Below are 23,543 nucleotides of genomic sequence, written 5' to 3' on the forward strand. Positions count from 1 at the left end.
ACAGAACTTACCTAGGCCGCTCCCGACTGCCTCACCCCGCTTCACGCCTCGCGCAAGGTGACAGTCCGCAAACTGTGGTCTTCGGCGTCAGGCCGAATAGCGGCCCCCGTCGGCGGCCGACGGGGGCCTTCCATCATCTAGGTCGGGTGCAATCTCGCCGGTGACGCGCCGCCCCTTGGCCAGCCGGCGCCCCAAGGCGGAGATGAAACCCTGATAGCGCTCGCGCCCGCGAGCCTGGGCGGCCGCCTGCCCCGCCTCGCCGATGACCGGCGCCACGACGAGCCACTGCCGAACGAACAGCGCGGTCAGTTCGATAAGGATGGTGAGGTCGCGGGCGAGCCGGTCGGCCGTGCGGCTCTGCTGGTCCAGCCGCCGCATCAGCGCCGCTTCGTGGCGCTCCTGCAGAGGCGGCTCGAGGAAGGCGGCGATCGCCGCTTCGGCGACCAGCGATTTCGACTGGCCATGCGCCTTGGCGAACGCCTCGAGTTGCCGCAGCCGGGCAGGTTCGAGATAGACCGAAAGCCGCGACTTGGCGCTCACAGCGCCACCCCGTCGTCCGGATCCAGGCTCGCCTGCCGGGCGAGCCTCTGGGCGCGCCGGGCGAAGCCCTGCTCGGTCCCATCGTCGTCGGCGCCGTCGGCCCACCAATCGAATTCCGGTTGCTGCGCGGACCGCGGACGCTCAGCGGGCTGGTCGATCTCCGGCGCCCGGCGCAGGCCCCCCTCCGCCTCCACCTCGACGGCCCCCGCCTCAGCCGCGGCGCCCGGCGCCGAACCGACGATGTCGCGCCAACCGTGCTCGGCAGGTCCCCCGGTCGTCGAGGCGCGCGCGGTTCCGATCCGCTGACGTTCTCATCCAGGCTGATCTCCTGCGGGTCGTGCTCGACATCGATCATGCAGGCCACGGGATGGGTCTTCTTGATCGACTTGCGCCGGGCCAGGAGCTCCAGGGCCAGCCGCCGTCCCTCGCCGATAGTGACCAGCCAGAAGCCGGTCATCGCCCCGTCGTCGTCGCGTTCGGGCTCCACGACCGGCTTCTGCAGCATCTTCTTGACCGCGATGCTCGCCGCCAACGCCTCGACAGCTTCGGCGCTGTGCGGGGTCTTGCGGGCGTTGCGGGGCGACTTCTTCAGCTTGTTGAGGGGAATTTCGATCTCGGCGCCCGAGACGATTTCGAAGTGGGCTTCTTGGGTCATGACGATCTCCTGTTTGAGGCATGGGTGTCAGGCGCACGGCGCCTGGCGCCCTGCCCGTCGGCGAGACCGGGTGTGCAAGCGGAGCGGCCGCTTCGCGGGGAACCGGCTGCAGGGCCCTTTTCGGCCCTGCGCAAGCATGTCGCCCACGAGGGGACCGAAGCTGGGCGGAAGCGGCTGCGAAGCGCGCCGAGGGCGGAGCCCTAAGCCACGGCCGCGCCAGCGGCGCGGCGCAAGGATGAAGATCCCATGGGGCGGGTAGTGCGCTCCGCTCTGGCTCCAGCAGAGTGAGGTCGCCGAACCCTCACCCCTTTGGAGCCCGACCCATGCACGATCACTCCCCGCCCGAGCACAGCGCCATCCGCACCGATCTCGGCGCGATCTTCGTATCTCTCGAACTCAGCCGATCGACCTGGCTGATCACGTCCCTGTCGCCGGGCGCTGGGGAGAAGCTGTCCAAGCACGTCGTGCCGGCCGGCGACCTCGCGGGACTGCTGGGGCGGTTCGCCCAGCTCAACGAGAAGGCCAGCGCGCGGCTGGGCCGCAGCTTTCCGATCATCGCCATCCAGGAGGCCGGGCTGGACGGCTTCTGGATCCACCGCGTGCTGGAGGACGAAGGGATCGAGAGCCACGTGGTCGATGCCGCCTCGATCCTGACCTCCCGCCGGCGGCGGCGGGCCAAGACCGACCGGATCGACGGCGAGACGTTGGTCCGAACGCTGATGGCCTACAAGCGTGGCGAGCCGCGCGTCTGCTCAATGGTGCGGGCGCCGACGCCAGAAGAAGAAGACCGCCGCCGTCTCTGCCGCGAGCGCAAGACGTTGGTGATCGAGCGGATCGAGCACACCAATCGGATCAAGGGCCTGCTCTGCGCCCAGGGAATCTTCGACTACGATCCCCTGCGCCGGAACCGCCGGACCCGGCTGGAGGAACTGACGACCGGCGATGGCCGACCGATGCCGGCCCGCCTTAAAACCCAGATCAGACGCGAACTCGACCGGCTCGAGATCTTGCTGGCCCAGCTGAAGGCGGTGGAGGCGGAGCGCGACGCGCTCGTCGAGCCAGCGAGTTCAGAGGCGCCGACGCCGGCGACAATGCTTGCCCGGTTGAAGGGCATCGGGCCGGAGTTCGCCGCCGTACTCTGGTCGGAGGCGCTGTATCGGCGCTTCGACAACAGAAGGCAGCTCGCAGCTTACGCAGGGCTAGCCCCAACCCCTTGGAAGAGCGGGTCGATCGACCACGAACAGGGTGTATCGAAAGCGGGCAATCCCCGACTGCGGACCACGATGATCCAGGTCGCCTGGCTGTGGCCGCGGCACCAGCCAGGCTCGGCGCTAAGCGTCTGGTTCCTAGACCGCGTTCAGCGCAACGGCGGGCGCATGCGCAAGTCCGCGATCGTGGCGCTGGCGCGCAAGCTTCTGGTGGCGTTCTGGAAGTACGTGACGCAGGGCGTCGTCATCGAGGGAGCTGTCGTGCAACAGGCCTAGAGACGACGCTCTCGACGAAATCCGCAGGGCTAGTCGACCCTGACGGATCCAGGCGGACGAACCGATTGCAGCCATGGCCTAATCAGCCGGAATGAAGAATGGTCTCGTCCTCTGAGCCCGACACCTGCGAATGCGGGATATGGGTGCAGCCGCGGTGACGTGGCGACCGAATGTGAGGTTGATCTGGCGCGGTAGCGGCCAGGTCGTGGACCGGGCTTGGACTTGGATTCCAAATGTCGATGCCAAACTAGCGCCGCGGCGCCTGTCAGCCACAGCATGCCTTGCCGCCGTCCTCCTGGATCGGCGGACATGGCACGTCGCCGTAGGAACAGTAGACGCAGCAGTCGCCTGCCTTGGGCTTGAGGACGGCGCCGCAGCCCTGGCAGTCGTAGAAATATTGGCAGGCATCGGTCGGCATGGTCTCTGTCGCCTTATGGCCGCAGTGCGGACAGGTGAGCGTGGAGCGCGCCAGGATCTGCACGGCGTCCATCACCGGGCGCTCCTGATCAGCGTCAGAGCCCAGGGCTCGATGATTGGCTGCCAGATCAAGGCGAGGAGCACCAGCACGGTGGCCGCGCCGAGCAGGCCGATCCCGAGCCGCGACGGCGCAGCGCAGGCGCTGTCGACCCGGCACCGCCGAGCCCGCCGCCAGGTAAGGGTCCAGCCCACGCCGATCACCGCCAACGCGGCGAAGGTGATCCAACTGCGCTGCTCCGCGATCAGGCTCATGCCCCCCAGGCCTAGCCCCGCCAGCGCGAGCGACATCGGCAGGACGCAACATGCAGCCCAGGCGAAGACTGCGCCGGCCCCGGCGGCGACCGCCGTCCAGCTCAGAGCCGTCTCGGCGGGCGTCCGACCCTGTCCATCTCGTCGGGCTTGAATCCCGCTGCTCGCCGTCATGGGATCGTCTCCTGGTCCAACAGGAACCATCATGCCATCTGTAGTGACTACAGACTCAAGCCCTAATCGAAAGCTGCGCTCCATGGCTGAACAGGCGATTCAGATCGGCGAACTCTCACGCCGCACGGGCTGCAACATCGAGACGATCCGCTACTACGAGCGGATCGGCCTGATGCCGCCCCCACCGCGACGCGGCCGCTACCGCAGCTATGACGGTGAACACGTTGGCCGGCTGGGCTTCGTCCGGCGAGCCCGTGAGCTAGGCTTTACGCTGGATGAGGTTCGCGCCCTGCTGGGCTTGGCCGGTGGTGGGCAAGCCTCCTGCGCCGAGGTGAGAACCCTCGCCGCATCGCACCTGACGGATGTCCGAGCGCGGATCGCCGACCTTAGGCGTATGGAGCGGGTCCTGGCTGACTCCGTGCGGGCCTGCGACGCTGGGCAGGACCCCGGCTGTCCGCTGATCCAATCCCTCTATGCGGAACATGGGCCGTCGCGGGACTGCCTTGACACTAAAATCCCCATGTGAGGCTGCAAGGAGCACGGCGCCACGCCGTGCGGGACGCGCCGTCGAGCCGCCCGCGACGCCGTCAGGCGCGCTCGCGACGGCCCCGCAGGAGCCGCGGCAGCGGCGGGACCGAGGACGGTCGCGGGCGGCTCACCGCTTAAGGTCAGGCCGCAGGGCTTTGCGCCGAAGACGCCGCAATTTGCGCGTATGCCGATTTGCGATAGCATCGCTTGCGTTGCCGCTCGGCGTCCAAGGCCCCATATGGGTGTTGGAGTTGGATGATCAGATGACCAAGCTTCAAGTCCGCAGGTACGACAAGCCGACCAAGGCGCCGTCCGACGCAAAGGTGGGCTTGAAGACTGTCCGGGGTCCTGACGGGCAAATCCTCCGCGTGCGGTCGGTGAGCGCCAACAGCGCAAGCTTCGGGTCCGATTTCCTGTACGTCTTCAAGCAGAACGTGAAGCGCGCTCGCAAGGAGAACCGGGAACGCGTCGCCGCCCGAGACCCCATTGACCGCGACGACTGACCGCCCGACGCTCTGGATCATCGCTGGCGCAAATGGCTCGGGAAAGAGCAGCGCCTATGATCGCATGGCCATCGAAGCGCCTGCCGGTTCGATCTGGATCATCAATCCCGACATTCTGAGCGCGCGGATTCGCGATCATGAGGGCATGGCGGCCCGAGAGGCCAACATCGAAGCGCTGAAGCGCATCGAAGCCTGGCTGAAGGCTTCGGTGCGCGCCCACCAGTCGATCGGGGTCGAGACGGTGCTCTCGACGGCGAAGTATCGGCGCTTGGTGCGCCTGGCCCGCAAGCACGACTTCGAGGTCCGTATGATCTACGTGACCCTGAAGTCGGTCGAGCTGAACATCGAGCGGGTCAAGCTGCGCGTCGCCAAGGGCGGCCATGACGTACCCGAACAGCGCATTCGAGATCGACGCCGGCGATCGTTCGGCGAGCTGCCGTGGTTCCTGGCCAACCTCGACGACGTGCTGATCCTCGACAACTCCGCCGCCGAACCCACACGGATCGCCCAAAAATCCGACAATGTGCTGGAGCTCTTCGGCGAGGAGCACCCGCCCGAGCTGGAAGAGGCGATCGAGCGGACGCTTCGCGGCGACCTGCGCTCCCCGCCCCGGACGGTCTGAAGTCCGAGCCAGGTTGCGGCGCGCCGTGCCGGCGCCTAGAAGTGAAGGTTCGGGCGCCGCTGAATACGCGCCGACCATGAGCCGGGGGCGAGGCTGTCACAGTCTCGCGGCAGCGGTCGGTTTTGCCAACAAGCGGGCTCCGCACGCTCGGAGATTCCAACGCCCGGCCCCATTTGCGCACCCGTCTTGCGCGCCCCTTCGGTTTGATTCAGACTCCCCCTGCCGGCGCCTGCGCCGGTAGGGGCTTGGAATCCCCTGTAGAGCGTTCACGACGACATAGCCGGCCGTAAGGCCGGTGCGCTGACGACCGCCCGGCTGGGCGGCGCGCGCTTGCGTGTGAGTGTGGCGGTCGCTCGATGGCCCCGCAGGATATTCCAATGCGCGTCTCATCGCGCCGCCTCTTCCAGACGCAAGGGAGGGGCGCATGGCATGCCCGGACGAATTCGATGCGGAGGCGCCGGAGACCGATCGGCCGACGCTTGAGACGCTCTATCGGCGCCATGCGCCGTGGCTCGCCGCCGTCCTTCGCCGCCGTTTCGACCCACAGATGGCCGAAGACATCGTCCAGGAGGCCTATATCCGCCTGCGCCCCTACGAAGCTGCGGGGCGCGTGGAGCGTCCGCAAAGCCTCTTGCTTCGGATCGCCGAAAATCTAGCCTACAACCATTCCAGGAGCTCGCGTCGGGCCAAGGCCCGGATCGAGCGTCTAGCCGAGGTGGGCCGTTGTCATGAAGCGTACACCGACGCCGAGCAGCATGAGGCCCTTCTCCTCAAGGAGATCGTCGAGGGGCTGCCCACGCCGCTGCGGGACACTTTCATGCTGAGCCGTCACGCCGGGATGAGCTACGCCGAAATCAGCGCCCACACCGGCGCGCCGGTGAAGACGATCGAAGCGCGAATGTCCAAAGCCCTTGCCCTCATCGCCGCACGGCTGCGGGATTGACGAGATGACCGCCGACGCCGCGCACGATCAGGTCGAAAAGGAAGCCGCCGACTGGTTCGCGCGCCTAAACAAGCTGTCGATCACGACGAAGGCGCTGGAGGACTTTCACGCCTGGCGCCGCGAACCGGCCCATGACGCCGCCTACGAGCGGATCGAGGCGCTTTGGGAAACGGCCGGCCGCCTCAAGACGCACCCCGACACCGCCCGCGACGTCGCCGCCGCGCTCGCGCGCGGCCGTCGCAAGCGGCGCTTCGCGCGCCTATGGTCTCGTCCCATGCAGATCGGCGCCGGACTGGCCGCCGTGGCGACCGCGGCGGCCCTGACCTTCGCTTTCGCGATCGAACGGCCTGCGCCCTATTCGACCGGCCTAGGCGAGCAGCGCCTGGTCAGCCTTGAGGACGGCAGCCGCCTGCGCCTTGATACGAGCACCCAGGTCCGGGTGAAGTTCACGCCAGGCGGCCGGGAGGTCGAGCTTGTCCGCGGCCAGGCCTTCTTCGACGTCGCCCATGACGCGGCCCGGCCCTTCGTGGTCGTGGCCGGCGACCAGTCGATCCGCGCGCTTGGAACGCGCTTCGACGTTCGTCGGGACGAAGGCGATGTTCGCGTGACGCTGGTTCAGGGCGCCGTCGAGGTGAGCCGCCAGAGCGATGGCCAGACGTGGCGACTGACGCCAGGCCAGGGCCTTGCTCTGCGAGGACAGGCGGTGGAGCCGCCGCGCACGGTGGACGTGACCGCCGCAACAAGCTGGACCAGCGGCCGTCTGGTCTTCCGCTCAACCCCGCTCGGCGTGGCGGTCGCCGAGGTGAACCGCTACAGCGCCGAGAAGATTGCGCTGGACGCCGCCCAACTGCAGGCCGTCCCGGTCAGCGGTGTTTTCGATGTTGGCGACACGCGCGCCTTCGTGTCTGCGGTCAGCGATCTGTTCAACCTGCGCGCCGTGGAGACCAGCGACGGCTATCGATTGGAGCCTCGCGGCTAGACACGCGCTATAGGGGCGGACAACATCCATAGGATGTTTTTTCGTTACCCCGTCAGGGTAAGCCCCGGCCTGCGGTGCTTACCCCTCAACAGCGGCGCAACGCCGCCTGATTGAGGGGGAAAGCACATCATGTCCAATCGCTCGGCCATCGGCCTCGCCGGCGTCAGTCTCCTGGCGTTGATCGCGTCTTCGCCGCCCGCCCTCGCCGCGCCGGCCGAACCGGTTCTCAGCTTTGCGATCCCGCGCGGCCCGCTTGAAAAGGCGCTGACGGCCTACGCCACACGGGCGGACATCCAGCTCCTCTACAGCCCCGGCGTCGTCCGCGGCCTGCACAGCGAGGGCCTGACCGGGGACTTCACCGCCAAGGCCGCGCTCGCCAAACTGCTGGCCGGAACCGGCATCGTCGCCCAGGAGAGTCGGCCGGGCGTCATCGTGCTTCGGATCGGCGTGGTCGCGACCCCACTTGCGACCGCGACGACCGAGGTCGCCGCCACCCCGTCCATGTTGGACGAGGTGGTGGTGACCGGCACCCACATCCGCGGAGTCGCACCGGGCGCCTCGCCGGTGGTGAGCGTGGACCGCGACGCCATCGACCGCCGGGGCTTTGCGACGGTCGCCGACACCCTGGCCGCCTTGCCCCAGAACTTCGCGGGCCTCGCGACGCCGGCTGCGACGTCCACCGGCGTCGACACCACCTCCCAGAACGCCGGCCGCGCCACGACCATCAATCTGCGTGGCCTTGGCCCTGACGCGACGCTCGTCCTCGTCAACGGCCGGCGCATGGCGGGGGCGGGAGGCCGCGGCGATCTGGCGGATGTCTCCTCGATCCCGACGGCCGCGGTCGAACGCATCGATGTGTTGCTCGATGGGGCCTCGGCCCTCTACGGGGCCGACGCCGTGGCCGGGGTCGTGAACATCATTTTGCGCAACGACTTCGACGGCGCCGAGACGCGCGCGCGTGTCGGGGCGGCCCGCGGCGGCGGCGAGGAGCTTCAATTCGCCCAGACTCTGGGGCGCACCTGGAGCTCTGGGCGGATCCTCGGCGCCTATGAATACTACGAGCGCCAGGCGCTCTCGTTCGCGGACCGCTCCTATACCCGCAGCGCCGACCTGCGTCCGATGGGCGGAACCGACCATCGCAGCGTCAACGCCAGTCCCGGCAATGTGCTGATCGTCGATCCCGCGAGCGGCCTGACCCGGCCCGGCTGGGCGATCCCGGCCGGCGCGACCAGCTTTCCGCTTCGGCCGAGCGACTTTCGCGCCGGAGAGGTCAACCTGACCGGCCTGCGGGACGGCATGGACCTGCTGCCGCATCAGAAGCGCCACAGCCTCTACCTCTCCGCCGGTCAGGAGATCCACGAAGGGATCGAGATCGACGGAGAGGTCCGCTACGCCCATCGGACGTCGCAGAGCGCTTCCCTCGCCTCGACCGCAACGATTACGATCGCTTCGAACAATCCCTACTTCGCCTCGCCCAATGGCTCGCGCAGCCACCAGATCGCCTATTCGTTCTTGGACGAACTCGGCAACACGCGGGCCGACAGCACGGTGGAGAGCCTGGGAACGGCGATCGGGCTGAAAGCCGATCTCTGGTCGGACTGGCGGCTCGAAGCCTATGGCGCCTATGCGCGCGAGCTGACCAAGTCCTCGACCAAGGGCAGCGTCAATTCCCTCTTCCTGCGCGAGGCGGTCGGCGCGACCGCCGACAATCCCGCGACGGCGTTTCGCGCGGCGGTCGACGGCTACTTCAATCCCTATGGCCCCAATAGCCGCGCGGTCCTGGACTTCGTCGGCTCCGGCTACAGCCGCCAACGCTACGAAGGCGAGACCTGGTCGCTGAACGCCCAGGGCGACGGGAAGCTTTGGACCATCGCCGGCGGCGACATCCGCCTGGCGGTGGGCCTGCATGCGCGGCGGGAAGCCTTCGATCAGGAAACCGAGAGCTTCACCTCCGCGGCGGTTCCGACCATCAGCCGCCCCTCCACCTTCAAGCGCGACATCACGGCCGCCTTCGCCGAGCTACGCGCGCCAATCATCGGCCAAGACAACGCCCTGCCCGGGGTGCGCCGACTGGAACTGTCGCTGGCGGCGCGGATCGAGCACTACGAAGGCATCGGTTCGACGACCAATCCCAAGGTCGGCCTGGTCTGGGAACCGTCCGAAGATTTGCGCCTGCGCGCCAGCTACGGCACCTCGTTCCGAGCGCCGCTGCTGAGCGAGGTCCACGCCGAGCCGCTATCGGCGGCCGCCTTCTACAACTATCGCAGCGGCCGGATCCTGGCGATCAACCTCAGCGGCGGGAACGCCGACCTGGACCCGGAGACCGCCACCTCCTGGACCGTGGGGTTCGATTGGCGGCCAGGCAGGATCGCGGGCCTGGAGCTCTCGGCGACCTTCTTCGACACCGCGTTCGAGAACCAGATCGACCGACCGACCACGCGCTTCATCCAGCAAGGGCTCGACCACCCGGCGATCGCGCCCTTCGTCCGCTTCGTCGATCCCTCCAACTCAGTGGACCTGGCCTATGTCCAATCCCTGATCGACGCCCCCGGCTATCTGAGCGGCACGCTCTATCCGGCCAGCGCCATCGGGGTGGTGGTCGACTCCCGCTTCGTCAACACCGGCGCGACCCATGTCCGCGGGGTGGACCTGTCGGCGACCTATGACTTCGAGGTCGGGGAGAACGACTTCGACCTGGCCGCCAGCCTCTCCTATCTGGCCGACTACGAGCTGCAGCTCACCCCGACCTCCGCCACCGACAACTATGTCGACCTGGCCGGCCAGCCGGTGGACCTTCGCGGACGCGTCTCGGCGAGCTGGCGGCGCGGCGATTATGGCGGCCTGATCGCCGCCAACTATGTCGATGACTATCGAGACACCGCTGGCCAGCGCGTCGAGTCCTGGACGACGTTCGACGCACAGATGAGCTGGACGCCGTCGGCGGCTGCGCTCAGCGGCCTGTCGCTGTCCTTCACCGTGCAAAACCTGTTCGACACGCCGCCGCCGTTCGTCGATGGGGCGACCGGCGTCGGCTACGACCCGGCCAACGCCGATCCCGTTGGGCGCTACGCTTCGATCTCGCTGACCAAGCGCTGGTAGGGCCTCGCCATGCGCGTTCTGACGGGGCTGTGCGCCCTGGCGCTGGCGCTCGCCTGTCCGCAGGTGAGCGCGGCGCGGAGCTATACGGTCGAGGATCTGCTGGCCACGGAAGCCCTGGGCCGCGCCCAGATCGATGCCGCGGGGCGCTGGGCGGTGGTGGAGCGCCAACGTCCCTGGCGGGAGATCTCCGACTACAGCTATGGCGGGCTGACGCCGATGCTGCTCTCGGAACTGTGGATCGCCGACCTCAAGGCCGGCGGTCGCCTGGAGCGGCTCGCCCCCACACAGCCCGACGCTGGCTATTTCGCCGGCCCCCTGTCACCGGACGGCTCGCGCCTGATGGTCTACCGGCTCAAGGGAGCGTCGCTGGAAGCCGGCGTCGCCGCCCTTGCCGACCGCACAATCGTCTGGAGCGGACGCACGCCCGAACTGCCTGTGTTTGGCCGGGCTGCCCAATGGACCCCGGATGGCCGTCTCCTGGCGCTCGCGACTGCAGACAACCGTCTGCCCTACCATCTGGCCTCACGCCGGACCGTTCAGGACCAGCTGCCGGGCCGCTGGCGAGCGGCCGCGCGCGGCGAGGCGGCGACCCGCACGGCGATCGGCAGCGGCCGGTTCCTGGCGTGGCGTCCGCAGAAGGCGGCGGGGGCGCTGGTCGCCATCGACGCCCGATCCGGCGCTCCCGAAGTCCTGGCGGAGGGAGAGTTCATCGACCTGGAGATTTCGCCGTCAGGCCGCTGGGCGGCTTTGATCGAGCGCGGCGATGACATCCAGCCGCCGGCGGACCAGCCGGCGCGGGTCGCTTCGGCGACGCGCAAGCTGAGACTGGCGCTGGTCGATCTTCACAGCGGCCGGGTGTCTCGTCCGGCCTTGCCGCTTCCGCTCGCCACCGGGCTGCTCTCCTGGTCGGACAATGAGCGCCTGCTGATCGCGCTCACCCCGGACCCGGCGAGCCGCCGACTGGCGGTGGTGTCGCCAGCGCGCGGGCAGGTCCGCACGCTGGCGGCGGTCGCCCCAGCCCTCACGCGCAACCTCGAGGGCTCGGTCTATCTGCGCGCTGAGTGGCGCGGCGCGGCGCCGTTCGTCTTGTCAGCCGGCCCCGCGGGCCAATGGCGAGCCGCCGTCGGCGGGGCCGCTTGGAGCGGCGCCGCCGTTCCTGAGCCTGGAGCCCCTGCCGAGCCGGGGACCCGTCTGCATATGAACCCGCCGCGGCGGTCCTCCATCGTTCGCATCGGCGACGAGGTCGCCTCGATCGGCGCAGATGGGCTCATCCTTGTTCGGTGGCGTCCCCCGCCTGGCGGCGAGGTGTTGGCCGGCGGCGGCGATCAGCTGCTCGCGAAGGTCACCTCTTCGAAGGGGGTCACGACGCTGATGCGGATCTCCCCGCAAGGTGAGGCTGTCCTCGCCACGCTCAACGCGCGCCTGGAAGAGGTCGATCCAGCGCATATCGAGCCGGTGCGCCATCGGGGCGCCCACGGCGAGCCGCTCACCAGCTGGCTCTACCTTCCGCAGACGAGAGCCCCGCGCGGCCTGGTGGTCATTCCCTATCGCGGGTCGCTCTACGCCGCGCCGCCAGCGCTTTACGCCCCGGAGGCGATCAACACCTACCGCAACGCCCAGATCCTGGTCGGCGCGGGCTATGCGGTGCTGGCGCCGAGCCTGCCCTACGACGCGCCAGCGACCGGCCCCGCCCGAGGCGTCGCCGACGATATCCTGCGGGCGGTGGACGCGGCCGACGTCCAGGCGGGCCTCGATCCCGCCAAGGTGGCGCTCTACGGCCATAGCTTCGGCGCCCTCTCCGCCGTGGCCGCCGCCAGCCAGAGCAACCGCTTCGCCTCGGTGATCGCGGCGGCCGGCGTGCAGGATGAGGTCGCCAGCTGGGGAGAATTCGTCCTCCACAATTGGGTGTCGCCGGAGGACGGCCCGTCCTCACCGCTCAGCGCCGGCAAGGTCGAGACCGGCCAGGCCGGGCTCGGGGTCCCGCCTTGGGCTGCGCCCGAGCGCTATCGAGACGCCAGCAACATCTTCGCCGCCGACAAGGTCACCGCGCCGGTGCTCCTCATCCATGGCGATCTCGACGACATCCGCGCCACCCAGTCCCAGGCGCTGTTCACGGCCCTCTATCGGCAGCGGAAGGACGCCGCCCTGCTCACCTATTGGGGGGAAGGCCACACCTTCGCCAGTCCGGCCAACATCCGCGACCTCTATGCTTCGATCCTCGACTGGCTCGACCTCACGCTCGACCCGCCCGCTCCCAGCGCCGAACCCAGGCCTCCACCGTCAGGGCCGTGAGCACGAGATAGGCCTCGCCCCGCCAGATCTGGTGCTCGGGCGTGAGCACCTGTTCGAAGCGCGCGCGATCGATCAGGCCCTCGGCGGCGAGCCGGCCGTCCAGCAGGTAGGGCCGAGCCCAGGAGAGGCTCGCGGCGACGCCGCGGCCGTAATAGCCGGTGAGCTCGCCCTTGCCGCGCCGCTCGCGGATGGCGGGCGGTAGCCGCTCGCCGAAGACCGCGCGCGCCAGGCCCCTGTCGCGACCGCCCAGGGTCAGCTGGTCGGCCGGGATGGCGAGCCACCGCTCCATCATCGGCTGGCAGATCAGCGGATGAACCACCTCGGCGACGCGGGATCTTTGGTTGTCGATGTGGATGGCGAGCTTCTGAGCCAGATGGGCGAGATGCGCGCGCTTGGCCGGCGGGAGGTCCCCCGCCCCCTCCATCCAGGGATGGCCGGCGACGCTGGCCTCGCCAGGCCAGGCCGCGCGAGCATCGAAGGCGCACGAGGTCAGCGACCAGACCGAACGGCGGGTCCAGCGGCCGACCTCGAGCAGGTAGGGCCAAGCCATTCCACCCAGGCCGCGGGCGCGGAGGTGATCTGCGGCCAGCACCGGCGTCGGGGTCTGGAAGAAGACCATGTCGCCGCCCTGGCCGGTGAAGACCCGGTCGGCCCCGAGCGCCAGGGCCCGTGCTGCGCCGTCCATATCCCGCTGTGCATCCAGCGCGGTGAAACCCGGACGAAGACCCGCCGCGCCGGCTTCGAGCGCCTCCGGCGTCACGGCGAAGGGCGGCTTCACCGCCTCGACAAGCGGCAGCTCCCAGAGGGCGGCCACCTGCCGGGCGTAGAGGCGCTCGTCCCCCTGGCCGTCGGCGGCGTGATAGTTGATCCACTCGCGCACCTTGCCGCCAGCGACCTTGGCCAGGCTGGCGGTGAGGATGGCGCTATCGAGACCGCCGGAGATTTCGGCCTGGATGGCGGCGCTGCCGCTCGCCAGCGCGCCGACGCATTGGTCGAGCAGGTCAGGCAAGGCGCCCAAGTCTGGGACGCCCTGGCGCGCGAACTGGTCCGGGCGCCAGAGCTGAAGCTCATCGCCGCCCATGCCCTGCAGCGCGCCCGGCGTCACTGAGGTGAGGCCCGCCAGCCCCGACTGGACCGCCGCGGCGCTGGAGCTGGCCAGCCACCTGGCCACAGCGCTCCAGTCGATCGAGAGATCTGGCGCATAGACCGCCGGCAGCCAGTCCGGGAGTTCGGACCCCACCATCACCACCGGACCGACCTGCCAGCGCATGGCCTCGAGCGCGCCGGACGGGTCGCGAAAGACCAGAACGCCGCCGCCAGCCTCGCGGATCAGTCCGACATAGCGTCCCCAGAAGTGCCCGCAGAGATCACGGGCGACCTCGACGCCGGGGAGCGCCTGGGAGATCCGCACGCTCGGCGGCTCGGCGCCGACCGGCCGCCCCGCTCGGTAAAGGTCGCCGATCACCCACCCACGAGCGGCCTGCAGCGTGCGCACGGGCGCCTCGCCTCGGACCATGATCAGAACCCCGGGTTGGTCGACCGCGAGCCGCCAGCCCTCGGCGTTCCTGCCGGCCTCGCGCAGCAAGGCCAGTCGTTCGGGGCCCTGCCCCACATCCACCGCGGCGAGAAAGGCGACCACGTCAGGTCACCATGATCGGACGGTAGGCGGCTACGCGCTCGGCCAGGTCGTTGAGGACCAGGTCTCCAGACTGCAGCCAGCAATGGGCCGAGAACGGCCAGGTGCGGACACCGAATACCCAATCGCAGGTCACGCCGCCGCGGCGCAGGAAGATCCGCAGCACCAGGGCCTGAAAGAGACACGCTCCCTGAACCGGAGACCAGGGCCAGAGGGTTCGGAACACCAGGGCCCGGCGCTCCATCACCTCCAGATCTGCGGCCTCGGGGGCGCCTCCGACCGCGATCACCTCCTTCAGGGCCTGACACCGGAAGCGGATCAGCGCTTCGAGGATCGACAGGGCAAGGTCCGACAGTTCTGAGAGCCGAACCGACGCCGCCAGGCTCCCGGCCAGATCGCGCGACGGGACGAGGCGAGCGGCGCCCGATCGGGCCGTACCCTCCTCCACCAACGCCCCCACCTCGCGAAGGGCCAGGACGACGTCAGGCTCAAGCCCCGACAGCTGGGCGCCCTGCGCCTCGACAACGAGGCTCGCGGCCGCCTGCGGCAAGCAGAAGTAGGCGTCGGCGTCGACATCGAGCACGACGAGGTCGTCGCCATCGCGCGCCACATGAATGTGCGGAGCGAGCCACACGCTCGCCGCCGCGCCCCGCACAGCCATCGGGAAACCTCAAGATGTAGGAGAAAGACGAAGGCCGCCGGCGCCTGGCGGCGCCAGCGGCCCCTGCCCCTTATTCGTAGGGGAAGGCGTGTTCTTCGATCGGCGGACCGACTTCGCCGCCGAGGGTCAGGCGCTTGGCTTGGCCCAGGGCGATCAGGTTCGACAGCTTGAACATGTTTGCCTCCTTAAGGCGTTGAACCGTGCATCACGGCCCCTCAAGCAGGCGCTCCGGCCATCCTCTATTCAAACTATATCTGGACTATATTTCGCCCGTTCAGGCAGAGGTCACGATCAACGCGACGATCTGCTCGGACCTGGCGACCCGTCGCCGGTGGTAGAGCCGCAACATCTGTGCGAGCGCAGGTCCGGGCGAGGCCGAGGTCAGACCGGCGAGCTCAGCCTCGGCCTCTGGAAACACCCTGAGCTCGAACGAGCGCGGGAGGTGCAGCCGGTGCGCCAGCGCTTGATGGGCTCGGAGCAGGGTTCGGTTGCCGCTGGCTTCCACCAACCGCTGAAAATAGCGTCCGGCGCGCTCGGCCAGGTCCGCATTCGGGTCGGACGCCTCGGCTGCGGCCGGCGATAGTCGCCGTCGCGCGGCCTCGGTCAATGCGAAGACCACCTGATGGGCGTGAAGCCGGTAGAGGTCGGCCAGATCACCGGCGCTGAGGGTTGAAACCGCATAGCCCCGCCCCCGCCCCTCCCGGCCGACGACCAACCCTTCGCCGGTCATGTAGGCCAGGGCTTCTCGCACCGGGGTCGGGCTGAGCTGAAGATCACGCGCCAGATCGTCAACGACGAGCGCCTGCCCAGGCAGTATCGCGCCGCCGCGGATTTTGGCGCGGATCTCCGCGAGCGCGGAGGCAAAGGGTTCGCGATCACGCACAGCTCGATCTCCAGGCGCCGGCCCAACATGCAGAGGTGTGATGCCTGATGATTACCGCACGCACTCGCGGCCAGCGCGTAAAAACGTACGGCACGCCGAAGAATAACGATGGAATGCGATTATCTGCGCTATGCCACGCAACTTTGTTGCCAGGAGGCGCAATACATTTGCGAATTCATCAGCATGGCGAATTGGCAGGCGTTTTTTCAGTGTTCGCAGCGAACGACCGAAGATACAGACTTGCCGCACTGGAAAAGCTTTCTCGGCGCCCCGGTCTGCGCCGCGTTCCGACCGATGCATCCGCCCGCTCCGAACCCATCCCGCATGCCCGCGCCAAGGTCCAAGAATGCCGCCTTGTCGGAGACCCTAAAGCTGGTCAGACATCGTCGTGGCCTGAAGGCGAGCGAAGTCGCCCTGCGCATGGGCCTGCCGCTACGGACCTATCATCACTTCGAAGGCGGCCGGGCCCACATCGACATAGAGCGCATCCGATCCTTCGCTGAAGCCACCGACAGCGATCCGCACGCGATCCTGACCGCGGTCCTGATCGGCTCGCCCGCCTTCGCCGCCCGCACGATGGACAACAAGATGGTGAGCGTCCTCATCAGCGGCGCCCAGCGGTTCGATGAGCGCCTGGGCGATCGCCTGAGCCGGATCGAAGTCGCCCGTTTCATCGCCGCCACGCGGCGAATGTTCGACGACCTGGAGGCCGACCTCGCCGAGCGCGACGAGGAGGCCAGACGCTGGCTGATCAACCGCGACGCGCCCCGCGAGTAAGCCCCGCCTCCCCGCGGCGCGATCCACCTCGCGCTCGGCGCAACTCGCCCATTCCCGACACCAGCAAAGTCTGCTTTGGGATCCGGTCAGCGCCAGCACCTAGCCTGGCCGTTGGAGGAGCGAAGGATGTCCGCAGATCATCACGCGATCGAAGAAGGCGACCTCCTCCTGCTCGACTTCGGCAAGTGCGATCAGCTTGCGGGAATGGGCGTCCTGCCCGCCGTGCTGCAGGACGCCGCGACCCAGGAGGTGCTGATGGTCGGCTACATGAACGCCGAAGCGCTGCGCCTCTCGCTCAGCGAAGGCCGGGTCGTTCTCTGGTCCACCAGCCGCAACGAAATCTGGCGCAAAGGCGCAACGTCTGGCGATTCATTGATCGTCGTTGATGTGCGAACCAACTGCGAACAGAACTCGCTGCTGATCCTGGTTCGCAAGGAAGGCGCCGGTGTCTGCCATACTCGAGGCGCAGACGGCCAAACGCGGCCGACCTGCTACTATCGTCGGCTGACAGCCGACGGCAAATTGGCGCCAACGCAGTAGGCGCTCACTTCGATGGGTCACCTCAGAGGGGGGGGCGCCCACGGCATCCTTCCCCGCCCCCTGTCCGGACGTTCCTGACGCCCGCCCCGAAGACCGCCCGCACAGGAAATTGCCTTCCTTCCCAGAAGCGGACATCGCGGAAGGCGAGCCAAAGACCTTCAAGCCCTCCCCTGCCGCGCCGGACTCGGGCAGGCTCGCTCTATGAACACGACGAACCATGTGATCGAAGTTCAAACCCGTGGCGCCGGCTTGCACGATGTCACCGCGGAGGTGCGCGACTGGCTAGGCCGCCAGAGCGTCACCCAGGGTCTGCTCACGATCGTCTGTCGCCATACGGGAGCATCGCTGATGATCCAGGGCGGCGAGGCCGATATGAAGGTCGATCTGGAGGCCTTCTTCGATCGCATCGCGCCACAGGTGGCAAGTCTCTACTCCCATACGCAGGATGGCCCCGACGACATGCCGGCGCACATCCGCGCCGCACTAACCCAAGCTCAGCTGACGCTGCCCGTCATCGACGGTTCTCTGGCCATCGGGCGCAGTCAGGCGATCTACCTTTTCGAACACCGCCAAGCCCCCCACGCGCGTCAGGCGCTCCTGCACCTTGCCTGGTAGCTCAGGCTAGCGTGATCACGGGAGCAAACCCTCCGCCTGGCGTTCGGAAGTTGGTCGTCTGGCCCTGATAGAGGCGCGCAGCGGCGAGCATCGTCTCGCCGGCATAGGTGTAGAGGCGGACGTCCATCTTTCGGGGCTGCGGATCGCCGTCGACCTGCACGTGGCGCTCGCTGGGCGGCGCAAAGTCCTGGGCGATGTAGCCGCCCCGGACGATCGTCTCCCAGACGCCGCGTGTCAGCTTGTCGCCGCGATAGACCGCCTTCCCCGCGTGGCCGTTCGCCGGCTTGAAGAACAGCGCCTTTCGCTGCCGCCAAAGTTCGTCGGCGTTCTCGGGCGTCACCAGGCGCGCATCAGGTAGGCCCGCCAGCGCGCGGCGGAGGTCGGTTGGCACACTAAGCTCTTCCAGCCGGCGCGGGTCCGACAGGACCGTCAAGTTGCGCTTGTCGGCCAGCAGGGCGTGATTGCGCGGGTTGGGAGTGACGACGACGGCGCCGCTCGAATAGGCCTGCCGAATGACCGCGTGCTCGGGCTGACAGAATGAGAAATCGACCAGGCGGTTGTAGACCAATTCGATGGCCACGCCGCCCAGGCGCAGGCGTCCGCCTTCTAGGCGCAGGTCGCTGGGATCGGCGATCAGCGCCTCGACGCCATGGCGTTCGAAGAAGGCCTGGGCCAGCAGGAACTCCGGATAGAGATACTGCTCTTCCGGCCGCTCATCGATGATGGCGACAACGCGCGGATGTCCCACCCTTCCCTGCAGTCGCCACTCCGCCTCGAACATTTGGCAGGCGGCGGCCTCGAAATCCTCCAACGGCGTCGCCGTCGGTATGAGCGCCTGCACCTCAGGGCAACTGGCGACCTGGGCCTGCGCCAGCAAGGCGTTCAGGAAGGCGCCTCCGGCGTTTGTGTTGACTTCGATGAGCTTGGGACCCTCAGGGGTCAGGTGGAAGTCGTAGCCCATGAAGGCGCCGCGCGGTCCCGGGTCGACCTTCGCGATCTCTGGCGCCCAGCCCAGCACGACGTTCTGGAAGGCAGGCAGCTCCCCGATCGCCTCGATGGCCGCCACGACGGCTTGCATCGCCGCCAGGTCCGCGGCCGACAGGAACACCGGGGCCTCGGAGAAGAGGTGCGGACGCGCGGCCTTCAGCACGTCGAGCGGGACGACGCCGCCCCCTGCCCGTTCGACGATGGACCAGACCTGCTCTGGATTCACGTCGATACAGAAGCAATCTCGGTTGAGCTGCTCTTCCTGAGTGAGCGGCCGCACTAGCTGGCCTTGCGCTCGTGAGCCATGGCGACGGCGCCCAGTTCATCACCAACCGTCACCCGCCCCTCGGCCTTCCGCTCGCTGTAGCGATCAACGAGATAGTCGGAGCGGTCTCGGGTCAGCAGAGTGAACTTCACCAACTCCTCCATCACGTCGACCACCCGATCATAGTAGGCCGATGGCTTCATGCGGCCGGCCTCGTCGAACTCCTGAAAGGCCTTGGCCACCGAGGACTGGTTCGGGATGGTGATCATTCGCATCCAGCGTCCCAGCAGGCGCAGTGTGTTCACGGCGTTGAACGACTGTGAGCCGCCGCTGACTTGCATGACCGCCAGCGTGCGTCCCTGCGTCGGGCGAACGCTGCCGACCTCCAGAGGAATCCAGTCGATCTGGGCCTTCATGATGCCGGTCACCGCGCCGTGGCGTTCGGGACTGCACCACACCTGGCCTTCCGACCAGAGGGACAGCGCGCGCAGTTCCTGCACCTTGGGGTGATCGGGCGACTCCGCATCCGGCAGCGGCAAGCCGGTGGGATCGAAGATCTTCGTCTCCGCGCCAAAGCGCTGAAGGATCCGGGCCGCCTCCTCCGTCAGGAAGCGGCTGTAGGACCGTTCGCGCAGCGAGCCATAGAGCAGCAGGATCCGCGGCGGGTGCGAGGAGACTTTCGGCGGCTCCAGCTTGGCGAGCGTCGGGGTTTCGAGGAACTGCGGCTCAAGGGCCGGAAAGTTGGTCATCGGGTACTCAATTTTGCGGAGCGGCTAGCGCGAGCGTCATTGAACGGTCGCATATTTCATGTATGTTGGAAATATGGAAATGAAAGCCGCCGTCACCAGCCTCGCTGCGCTGGCCCATGAAAACCGCCTCGCGGCCTTTCGACTGCTGGTTCAAGCTGGCCCGTCTGGTTTGGCGGCCGGAGAGTTGGCCCGCAGGCTTGAAATCTTGCCGAACACGCTTTCGGCGAGCCTCACCGTCCTGAGCCATGCCGGCTTGGTCGGCTCGCGCCGCGAAGGCCGCTCGATCATCTACACCGCCCACTACGACGCCATGAGCGCGCTGCTGGCCTTCCTGATGGAAGACTGCTGCGCCGGATCGCCGGAGATCTGCGCGCCCTTGGCCGACATGCTCAGCCGCAGCGCCTGCTGCGCGGACGACCTCGTCAAAGCCTAGGGAACGCGCCATGCTCCACCCCGAGAAGAAGAAGCCCTTCAACGTCCTCTTCCTCTGCACCGGCAATTCGGCGCGATCGATCCTCGCGGAATCGATCATGAACCGGGTCGGGGCGGGCAAGTTCAAAGCCTATTCCGCCGGCTCGATGCCGGCCGGCAAGGTCAATCCCTACGCCATCACGCTGCTGCAGAAGCTCAACTACCCGACCGACCAGTTGCGCTCGAAGCCCTGGGACGAGTTCGCCGCGCCCAACAACCCGGAGGCCCCCGAACTCGATTTCGTATTCACCGTCTGCGACAACGCCGCCGGCGAGGTCTGCCCGATCTGGCCGGGCCAGCCGATGAGCGCCCATTGGGGTCTGCCTGACCCCGCAGCGGCCCTGGGCAGCGAGGCCGAGAAGACCCTCGCCTTCGCCGACGCCTACCGGATGCTGAACAACCGCATCAGCATCTTCGTGAACCTGCCGATCACCTCGCTCGACACCCTCTCGCTGCAGAAGCGCCTCGACGACATCGGCAAGACCCAGGGCGAGCCCGCCGGGACCGAATGAGTTTGAGAGGATGAAAGTGTCGCGTGAACAGAAGGCGCCCGAAGCGCCGAAAGCCATGTCGCTTTTTGAGCGCTACCTGACCCTCTGGGTGGCGCTCTGCATCGTGCTCGGCATTGCCCTAGGCCACTTCTTTCAGCCTGCCTTCCAGCTGATCGGCTCGGCCGAGGTCGCCAAGGTCAATCTGCCGGTCGCCATTCTAATCTGGTTGATGATCATTCCGATGCTGATGAAGGTGGACTTCGGCGCGATGCGCCAGGTCGGCCGTCATTGGCGCGGGATCGGGGTGACGCTGTTCATCAACTGGGCGGTAAAGCCGTTTTCGATGGCAGCCCTGGGCGCCTTCTTCATCGGCTATCTGTTCCGCCCCTACCTGCCGGCCGGCGAGATCAACAGCTACATCGCCGGGCTGATCCTGCTCGCCGCTGCGCCTTGCACCGCCATGGTGTTCGTCTGGAGCAACCTGACGCGCGGCGAGCCGAACTTCACCCTCAGCCAGGTCGCGGTGAACGACGCCATCATGATCGTGGCGTTCGCGCCGATCGTCGGCCTGCTGCTCGGCATCTCCGCGATCACCGTGCCCTGGGAGACGCTGATGCTCTCGGTCGGGCTCTACATCGTCATTCCGGTGATCATCGCCCAGGTCGCCCGCAATGCCCTGACGTCCCGCGGCGAAGCTGCGCTGCAAGGCGCGCTCGCCACGCTCGGCCCGGTCTCAATTATCGCGCTCCTGGCGACGCTGGTCCTGCTGTTCGGCTTCCAGGGCCAGCAGATCATCGCCCAGCCGGCGATCATCGCCATGCTGGCGGTCCCGATCCTGATCCAGGTCTACTTCAACTCAGGCCTGGCCTACCTCCTGAATCGCGCCAGCGGCGAGGCCCACTGCGTCGCCGGCCCCTCCGCCCTGATCGGCGCCAGCAACTTCTTCGAGCTGGCAGTCGCGGCCGCCATCAGCCTGTTCGGCTTCACGTCGGGCGCAGCGCTGGCGACCGTCGTCGGCGTTCTGATTGAAGTGCCGGTGATGCTCTCGGTCGTCGCGATCGTGAACGCCAGCAAGGGTTGGTACGAGCGCGGCGCCGCCGTGTGCCGGGTGGCCGCCCGCGAACAGACCCCAACCCCGAAAGCCGCGCCGGTGAAACCATGAGCTCGTCTGAATTTCCGATCGCTATCTTCCACAACCCGGCCTGCGGCACCTCCCGAAACGCCCTGGCGATGATCCAGGCGGCCGGCTACGAGCCTGCTGTCGTCGAGTACCTTGAGGCTGGTTGGACTCGCGAACAGCTGGTCCATCTCCTGAGCGAGATGCAGGCCGCGCCGCGCGACGTCCTACGCGAGAAGGGCACGCCGGCGGCTGAACTCGGCCTGCTCGATCCGGGCGTCAGCGACGATGCGCTGCTCGCAGCTATGGTCGAACACCCAATCCTGGTGAACCGGCCGATCGTCGTGACGCCGAAGGGCGTCAAGCTGTGCCGGCCGTCAGAGGTGGTTCTCGATTTGCTTGACCGCGTGCCGGAGACGTTCACGAAGGAAGACGGGGAAGTTGTGCGCCCGGCTGGCGGCTGAGACCGGCCCCCTCCCCGCTTGCGGATCGGGTGTTGAAGCGCTCATTGTCTAGCCAGTCGATGTTCCAAGAATGATGGAACAAGATTGGGGGATGCCGTGGCCGAGAAAGAATTGAAGGCGCGCGCTGCAGCGCTTCGCGACGCTGCCGCGGTAGCGGCGATCTACAATCAGGGCATCGAAGATCGCATCGCGACCTTTGAGACCGAGCCACGCTCGGTCGCCGACATTGAGGCGTGGTTCGATAGCGCCCTGGCCTTCGTGAGCGTGGAGGCGAGCGGCGAGGTCGTCGCCTATGCGGTGGCGCATCCCTACGCCGATCGCTGCTGCTATCGAGGGATCGGCGAGTTCTCAGTCTACGTGGAGCGCGCCTGGCGCGGCCACGGCGCAGGGAGCGTCGCCATGGCGGCGCTCAACGACGCAGCTCGCGACGCCGGCCTGTGGAAGTTGCTGTCACGCGTGTTTCCCGAGAACCGGGCCAGCTTGGCGCTGATGGCTAGGTCAGGCTACCGCGAAGTCGGCGTGCACGAGAAGCACGGCAAGCTTGAAGGCGTCTGGAAGGACACCGTGATCGTCGAGCGACTGATCCCGGAGAACGTCGACTAGGGACCGCTGCACGGGGCAGCTTGGCGCCAACAGCGGAAGTTGTCTTCCCGCCGGGAAGCTGACATTCCCGACTTGTCCACGGGCGCGGGGCGCACATGACGATCTTGCTGTTCTTCGCTGCGATTGCAGCACTTCTCGCGCCATTCCTTTGGCCGCGCCGCGGCACGGCAGGACGAGCCAACGCAGACCTTCATCTGCTGATGGTCTTTCCGCCCATCATCATACTGAGTTGGATGCTGCTGTTCCCTGGAAGGGACGGATGTCGCCAAGTGGCTTGGTGGCTGACGGCCGTCCCTGGCCTCGCCTGGGCAGCGAGCGGTCTCCTGCCACTGGTGCTACTCCCGATAATGCGCGGCGCACGGGCCTTCACCGTTGCGGTTGGCGTGGTCGGCTTTGCAGTCTCCACCGCATGCATGTTGCTGGCGTTCATGTGGGTGACAGACTGTTGGATTTGATCCGCTCAAGCACCAGCCATGGGCCGCTCAGCGCCACTTGCGGAAGTTGGCTCCCGACCGCAAGGCGGACTAGCTCCATGTCCGCTCCTGGGCGCGCCGCGCTCGACGGGATTCAAACCCATCGCGGACCTTGGGGCTATCAAAGGTCGGCCGGGTACTCGCCTGCCGAGATGACTACCTGCTCCGCGTCACCGCTCGTATCCACGTGCTGATGGCCATGTGCCTTCAGCAACGGCTTCACCAAGCTTCGCAGCATTTCGAGCGTGTCGATAGAGCATTGCCAA

General features: G+C 67.6%; 26 protein-coding genes and 1 pseudogene. 17 read left to right on the forward strand and 10 right to left on the reverse strand.

The genetic code is table 11. The annotated features are described in order from the left end of the window. Nucleotides 1-87 precede the first annotated feature (87 nt). The 3 genes and pseudogenes from OUA97_RS07935 to OUA97_RS07945 all read right to left on the reverse strand — a co-directional run. Nucleotides 88-540, reverse strand: a complete 453-nt coding sequence (locus tag OUA97_RS07935) for a CopG family transcriptional regulator (RefSeq protein WP_267231307.1) — start codon at nt 538-540, stop codon at nt 88-90. Further along, nucleotides 537-734 (reverse strand): hypothetical protein, encoded by a 198-nt coding sequence (locus OUA97_RS07940; RefSeq protein ID WP_267231308.1) that lies wholly within the window; start codon nt 732-734, stop codon nt 537-539. The genes OUA97_RS07935 and OUA97_RS07940 overlap by 4 nt, the downstream gene beginning before the upstream one ends. Nucleotides 735-859: 125 nt before the next feature. After that, nucleotides 860-1,195 (reverse strand): annotated as a pseudogene (locus OUA97_RS07945) (ParB/Srx family N-terminal domain-containing protein); the annotation flags it as partial. 323 nt (nt 1,196-1,518) lie between these two features. Between OUA97_RS07945 and OUA97_RS07950 the strand changes: the two are divergent. Further along, nucleotides 1,519-2,679 (forward strand): IS110 family transposase, encoded by a 1,161-nt coding sequence (locus OUA97_RS07950; RefSeq protein WP_267231309.1) that lies wholly within the window; start codon nt 1,519-1,521, stop codon nt 2,677-2,679. A gap of 265 nt (nt 2,680-2,944) precedes the next feature. On the opposite strand, the gene OUA97_RS07955 is transcribed toward OUA97_RS07950, so the two are convergent. Both OUA97_RS07955 and OUA97_RS07960 read right to left on the reverse strand, forming a co-directional pair. Continuing rightward, the gene (locus OUA97_RS07955) at nt 2,945-3,169 is read right to left on the reverse strand and encodes a GDCCVxC domain-containing (seleno)protein (protein ID WP_183772282.1); all 225 of its coding nucleotides are present in this window, start codon (nt 3,167-3,169) and stop codon (nt 2,945-2,947) included. After that, nucleotides 3,169-3,579: an MFS transporter permease gene (locus OUA97_RS07960; RefSeq protein ID WP_183772280.1), complete on the reverse strand. Its 411-nt coding sequence runs from the start codon at nt 3,577-3,579 to the stop codon at nt 3,169-3,171. The genes OUA97_RS07955 and OUA97_RS07960 overlap by 1 nt, the downstream gene beginning before the upstream one ends. An 82-nt stretch (nt 3,580-3,661) precedes the next feature. Here OUA97_RS07960 and OUA97_RS07965 point away from each other — a divergent pair, with 82 nt between their 5' ends. The 7 genes from OUA97_RS07965 (at nt 3,662) to OUA97_RS07995 (ending at nt 12,545) form a co-directional block, all read left to right on the forward strand. Then, a complete protein-coding gene (locus OUA97_RS07965) occupies nt 3,662-4,105 on the forward strand; it encodes a MerR family transcriptional regulator (protein WP_183772278.1) in 444 nt (147 codons plus the stop codon). A 265-nt stretch (nt 4,106-4,370) separates the two neighbouring features. Continuing rightward, a complete protein-coding gene (locus OUA97_RS07970) occupies nt 4,371-4,610 on the forward strand; it encodes a hypothetical protein (RefSeq protein ID WP_267231311.1) in 240 nt (79 codons plus the stop codon). Further along, a complete protein-coding gene (locus OUA97_RS07975; RefSeq protein ID WP_267231312.1) occupies nt 4,594-5,232 on the forward strand; it encodes an AAA family ATPase in 639 nt (212 codons plus the stop codon). Before OUA97_RS07970 ends, OUA97_RS07975 begins: the two co-directional genes overlap by 17 nt. Before the next feature lie 424 nt (nt 5,233-5,656). Continuing rightward, a complete protein-coding gene (locus tag OUA97_RS07980; RefSeq protein WP_267231313.1) occupies nt 5,657-6,175 on the forward strand; it encodes an RNA polymerase sigma factor in 519 nt (172 codons plus the stop codon). Nucleotides 6,176-6,179: 4 nt separating this feature from the next. Further along, a complete protein-coding gene (locus tag OUA97_RS07985; protein WP_267231314.1) occupies nt 6,180-7,154 on the forward strand; it encodes a FecR family protein in 975 nt (324 codons plus the stop codon). A gap of 129 nt (nt 7,155-7,283) precedes the next feature. Next, on the forward strand, nt 7,284-10,253 hold the full coding sequence (locus OUA97_RS07990) for a TonB-dependent receptor (RefSeq protein ID WP_267231316.1): 2,970 nt from the start codon (nt 7,284-7,286) through the stop codon (nt 10,251-10,253). 9 nt (nt 10,254-10,262) lie between these two features. Further along, nucleotides 10,263-12,545: a prolyl oligopeptidase family serine peptidase gene (locus OUA97_RS07995; RefSeq protein WP_267231317.1), complete on the forward strand. Its 2,283-nt coding sequence runs from the start codon at nt 10,263-10,265 to the stop codon at nt 12,543-12,545. On the opposite strand, the gene OUA97_RS08000 is transcribed toward OUA97_RS07995, so the two are convergent. The 3 genes from OUA97_RS08000 to OUA97_RS08010 form a co-directional block, all read right to left on the reverse strand. Then, a complete protein-coding gene (locus OUA97_RS08000; RefSeq protein ID WP_267231318.1) occupies nt 12,487-14,184 on the reverse strand; it encodes an asparagine synthase-related protein in 1,698 nt (565 codons plus the stop codon). The two genes, OUA97_RS07995 and OUA97_RS08000, sit on opposite strands and share 59 nt — an antisense overlap. Nucleotide 14,185: 1 nt before the next feature. Then, nucleotides 14,186-14,842, reverse strand: coding sequence for a lasso peptide biosynthesis B2 protein (locus OUA97_RS08005; protein WP_267231319.1), 657 nt, complete (start codon nt 14,840-14,842; stop codon nt 14,186-14,188). Between the two features lie 274 nt (nt 14,843-15,116). Further along, nucleotides 15,117-15,725, reverse strand: a complete 609-nt coding sequence (locus OUA97_RS08010) for a GntR family transcriptional regulator (protein WP_267231320.1) — start codon at nt 15,723-15,725, stop codon at nt 15,117-15,119. A gap of 354 nt (nt 15,726-16,079) precedes the next feature. Between OUA97_RS08010 and OUA97_RS08015 the strand changes: the two genes are divergently transcribed. The 3 genes from OUA97_RS08015 to OUA97_RS08025 all read left to right on the forward strand — a co-directional run bounded on the left by OUA97_RS08015 (nt 16,080) and on the right by OUA97_RS08025 (nt 17,657). Further along, nucleotides 16,080-16,502 (forward strand): helix-turn-helix domain-containing protein, encoded by a 423-nt coding sequence (locus tag OUA97_RS08015; protein WP_267231321.1) that lies wholly within the window; start codon nt 16,080-16,082, stop codon nt 16,500-16,502. 126 nt (nt 16,503-16,628) lie between these two features. Continuing rightward, nucleotides 16,629-17,042 (forward strand): phosphoribosyl-AMP cyclohydrolase, encoded by a 414-nt coding sequence (locus OUA97_RS08020; protein ID WP_267231322.1) that lies wholly within the window; start codon nt 16,629-16,631, stop codon nt 17,040-17,042. Nucleotides 17,043-17,243: 201 nt separating this feature from the next. Then, nucleotides 17,244-17,657, forward strand: coding sequence for a secondary thiamine-phosphate synthase enzyme YjbQ (locus OUA97_RS08025; protein ID WP_267231323.1), 414 nt, complete (start codon nt 17,244-17,246; stop codon nt 17,655-17,657). Nucleotide 17,658: 1 nt separating this feature from the next. Here OUA97_RS08025 and OUA97_RS08030 read toward each other — a convergent pair whose 3' ends face one another. Together OUA97_RS08030 and arsH are read right to left on the reverse strand one after the other, a co-directional pair. After that, nucleotides 17,659-18,924: a hypothetical protein gene (locus OUA97_RS08030; RefSeq protein ID WP_267231325.1), complete on the reverse strand. Its 1,266-nt coding sequence runs from the start codon at nt 18,922-18,924 to the stop codon at nt 17,659-17,661. Next, nucleotides 18,924-19,658 carry an arsenical resistance protein ArsH gene (gene arsH / locus OUA97_RS08035; protein ID WP_267231326.1) on the reverse strand — a complete coding sequence of 245 codons (735 nt, stop codon included), beginning with the start codon at nt 19,656-19,658 and terminating at the stop codon, nt 18,924-18,926. The genes OUA97_RS08030 and arsH overlap by 1 nt, the downstream gene beginning before the upstream one ends. A 73-nt stretch (nt 19,659-19,731) precedes the next feature. Between arsH and OUA97_RS08040 the strand changes: the two genes are divergently transcribed. The 6 genes from OUA97_RS08040 (at nt 19,732) to OUA97_RS08065 (ending at nt 23,259) form a co-directional block, all read left to right on the forward strand. Then, nucleotides 19,732-20,091, forward strand: a complete 360-nt coding sequence (locus OUA97_RS08040; protein WP_183776765.1) for an ArsR/SmtB family transcription factor — start codon at nt 19,732-19,734, stop codon at nt 20,089-20,091. 10 nt (nt 20,092-20,101) lie between these two features. After that, a complete protein-coding gene (locus OUA97_RS08045) occupies nt 20,102-20,641 on the forward strand; it encodes an arsenate reductase ArsC (RefSeq protein WP_267231327.1) in 540 nt (179 codons plus the stop codon). 55 nt (nt 20,642-20,696) lie between these two features. Beyond that, nucleotides 20,697-21,782: an ACR3 family arsenite efflux transporter gene (gene arsB / locus OUA97_RS08050; protein ID WP_267231328.1), complete on the forward strand. Its 1,086-nt coding sequence runs from the start codon at nt 20,697-20,699 to the stop codon at nt 21,780-21,782. Beyond that, on the forward strand, nt 21,779-22,201 hold the full coding sequence (arsC, locus tag OUA97_RS08055) for an arsenate reductase (glutaredoxin) (RefSeq protein ID WP_267231329.1): 423 nt from the start codon (nt 21,779-21,781) through the stop codon (nt 22,199-22,201). Before arsB ends, arsC begins: the two co-directional genes overlap by 4 nt. Before the next feature lie 96 nt (nt 22,202-22,297). Further along, nucleotides 22,298-22,804: an arsinothricin resistance N-acetyltransferase ArsN1 family A gene (locus tag OUA97_RS08060; protein WP_267231330.1), complete on the forward strand. Its 507-nt coding sequence runs from the start codon at nt 22,298-22,300 to the stop codon at nt 22,802-22,804. A 95-nt stretch (nt 22,805-22,899) separates the two neighbouring features. Beyond that, nucleotides 22,900-23,259 (forward strand): hypothetical protein, encoded by a 360-nt coding sequence (locus tag OUA97_RS08065; protein WP_267231331.1) that lies wholly within the window; start codon nt 22,900-22,902, stop codon nt 23,257-23,259. Nucleotides 23,260-23,543: the final 284 nt, after the last annotated feature.

The sequence above is a fragment of the Phenylobacterium sp. 58.2.17 genome (assembly GCF_026411515.1).
In the GTDB taxonomy this organism is placed as follows: Bacteria; Pseudomonadota; Alphaproteobacteria; order Caulobacterales; family Caulobacteraceae; genus Phenylobacterium.

Excerpts from the sequence above, each read along its gene's own strand:
- arsC (WP_267231329.1), top strand. The coding sequence starts at position 21,779 with ATGAGCTCGTCTGAATTTCCGATCGCTATCTTCCACAACCCGGCCTGC.
- OUA97_RS08020 (WP_267231322.1), top strand. The coding sequence starts at position 16,629 with ATGTCCGCAGATCATCACGCGATCGAAGAAGGCGACCTCCTCCTGCTC.
- OUA97_RS08065 (WP_267231331.1), top strand. The coding sequence starts at position 22,900 with ATGACGATCTTGCTGTTCTTCGCTGCGATTGCAGCACTTCTCGCGCCA.
- OUA97_RS07985 (WP_267231314.1), top strand. The coding sequence starts at position 6,180 with ATGACCGCCGACGCCGCGCACGATCAGGTCGAAAAGGAAGCCGCCGAC.
- OUA97_RS07970 (WP_267231311.1), top strand. The coding sequence starts at position 4,371 with ATGACCAAGCTTCAAGTCCGCAGGTACGACAAGCCGACCAAGGCGCCG.
- OUA97_RS08005 (WP_267231319.1), bottom strand. The coding sequence starts at position 14,842 with ATGGCTGTGCGGGGCGCGGCGGCGAGCGTGTGGCTCGCTCCGCACATT.
- arsH (WP_267231326.1), bottom strand. The coding sequence starts at position 19,658 with ATGACCAACTTTCCGGCCCTTGAGCCGCAGTTCCTCGAAACCCCGACG.
- OUA97_RS07950 (WP_267231309.1), top strand. The coding sequence starts at position 1,519 with ATGCACGATCACTCCCCGCCCGAGCACAGCGCCATCCGCACCGATCTC.
- OUA97_RS08040 (WP_183776765.1), top strand. The coding sequence starts at position 19,732 with ATGGAAATGAAAGCCGCCGTCACCAGCCTCGCTGCGCTGGCCCATGAA.
- OUA97_RS08045 (WP_267231327.1), top strand. The coding sequence starts at position 20,102 with ATGCTCCACCCCGAGAAGAAGAAGCCCTTCAACGTCCTCTTCCTCTGC.
- OUA97_RS07955 (WP_183772282.1), bottom strand. The coding sequence starts at position 3,169 with ATGGACGCCGTGCAGATCCTGGCGCGCTCCACGCTCACCTGTCCGCAC.
- OUA97_RS07995 (WP_267231317.1), top strand. The coding sequence starts at position 10,263 with ATGCGCGTTCTGACGGGGCTGTGCGCCCTGGCGCTGGCGCTCGCCTGT.
- OUA97_RS07965 (WP_183772278.1), top strand. The coding sequence starts at position 3,662 with ATGGCTGAACAGGCGATTCAGATCGGCGAACTCTCACGCCGCACGGGC.
- OUA97_RS07960 (WP_183772280.1), bottom strand. The coding sequence starts at position 3,579 with ATGACGGCGAGCAGCGGGATTCAAGCCCGACGAGATGGACAGGGTCGG.
- OUA97_RS07980 (WP_267231313.1), top strand. The coding sequence starts at position 5,657 with ATGGCATGCCCGGACGAATTCGATGCGGAGGCGCCGGAGACCGATCGG.
- OUA97_RS07990 (WP_267231316.1), top strand. The coding sequence starts at position 7,284 with ATGTCCAATCGCTCGGCCATCGGCCTCGCCGGCGTCAGTCTCCTGGCG.
- arsB (WP_267231328.1), top strand. The coding sequence starts at position 20,697 with ATGTCGCTTTTTGAGCGCTACCTGACCCTCTGGGTGGCGCTCTGCATC.
- OUA97_RS08025 (WP_267231323.1), top strand. The coding sequence starts at position 17,244 with ATGAACACGACGAACCATGTGATCGAAGTTCAAACCCGTGGCGCCGGC.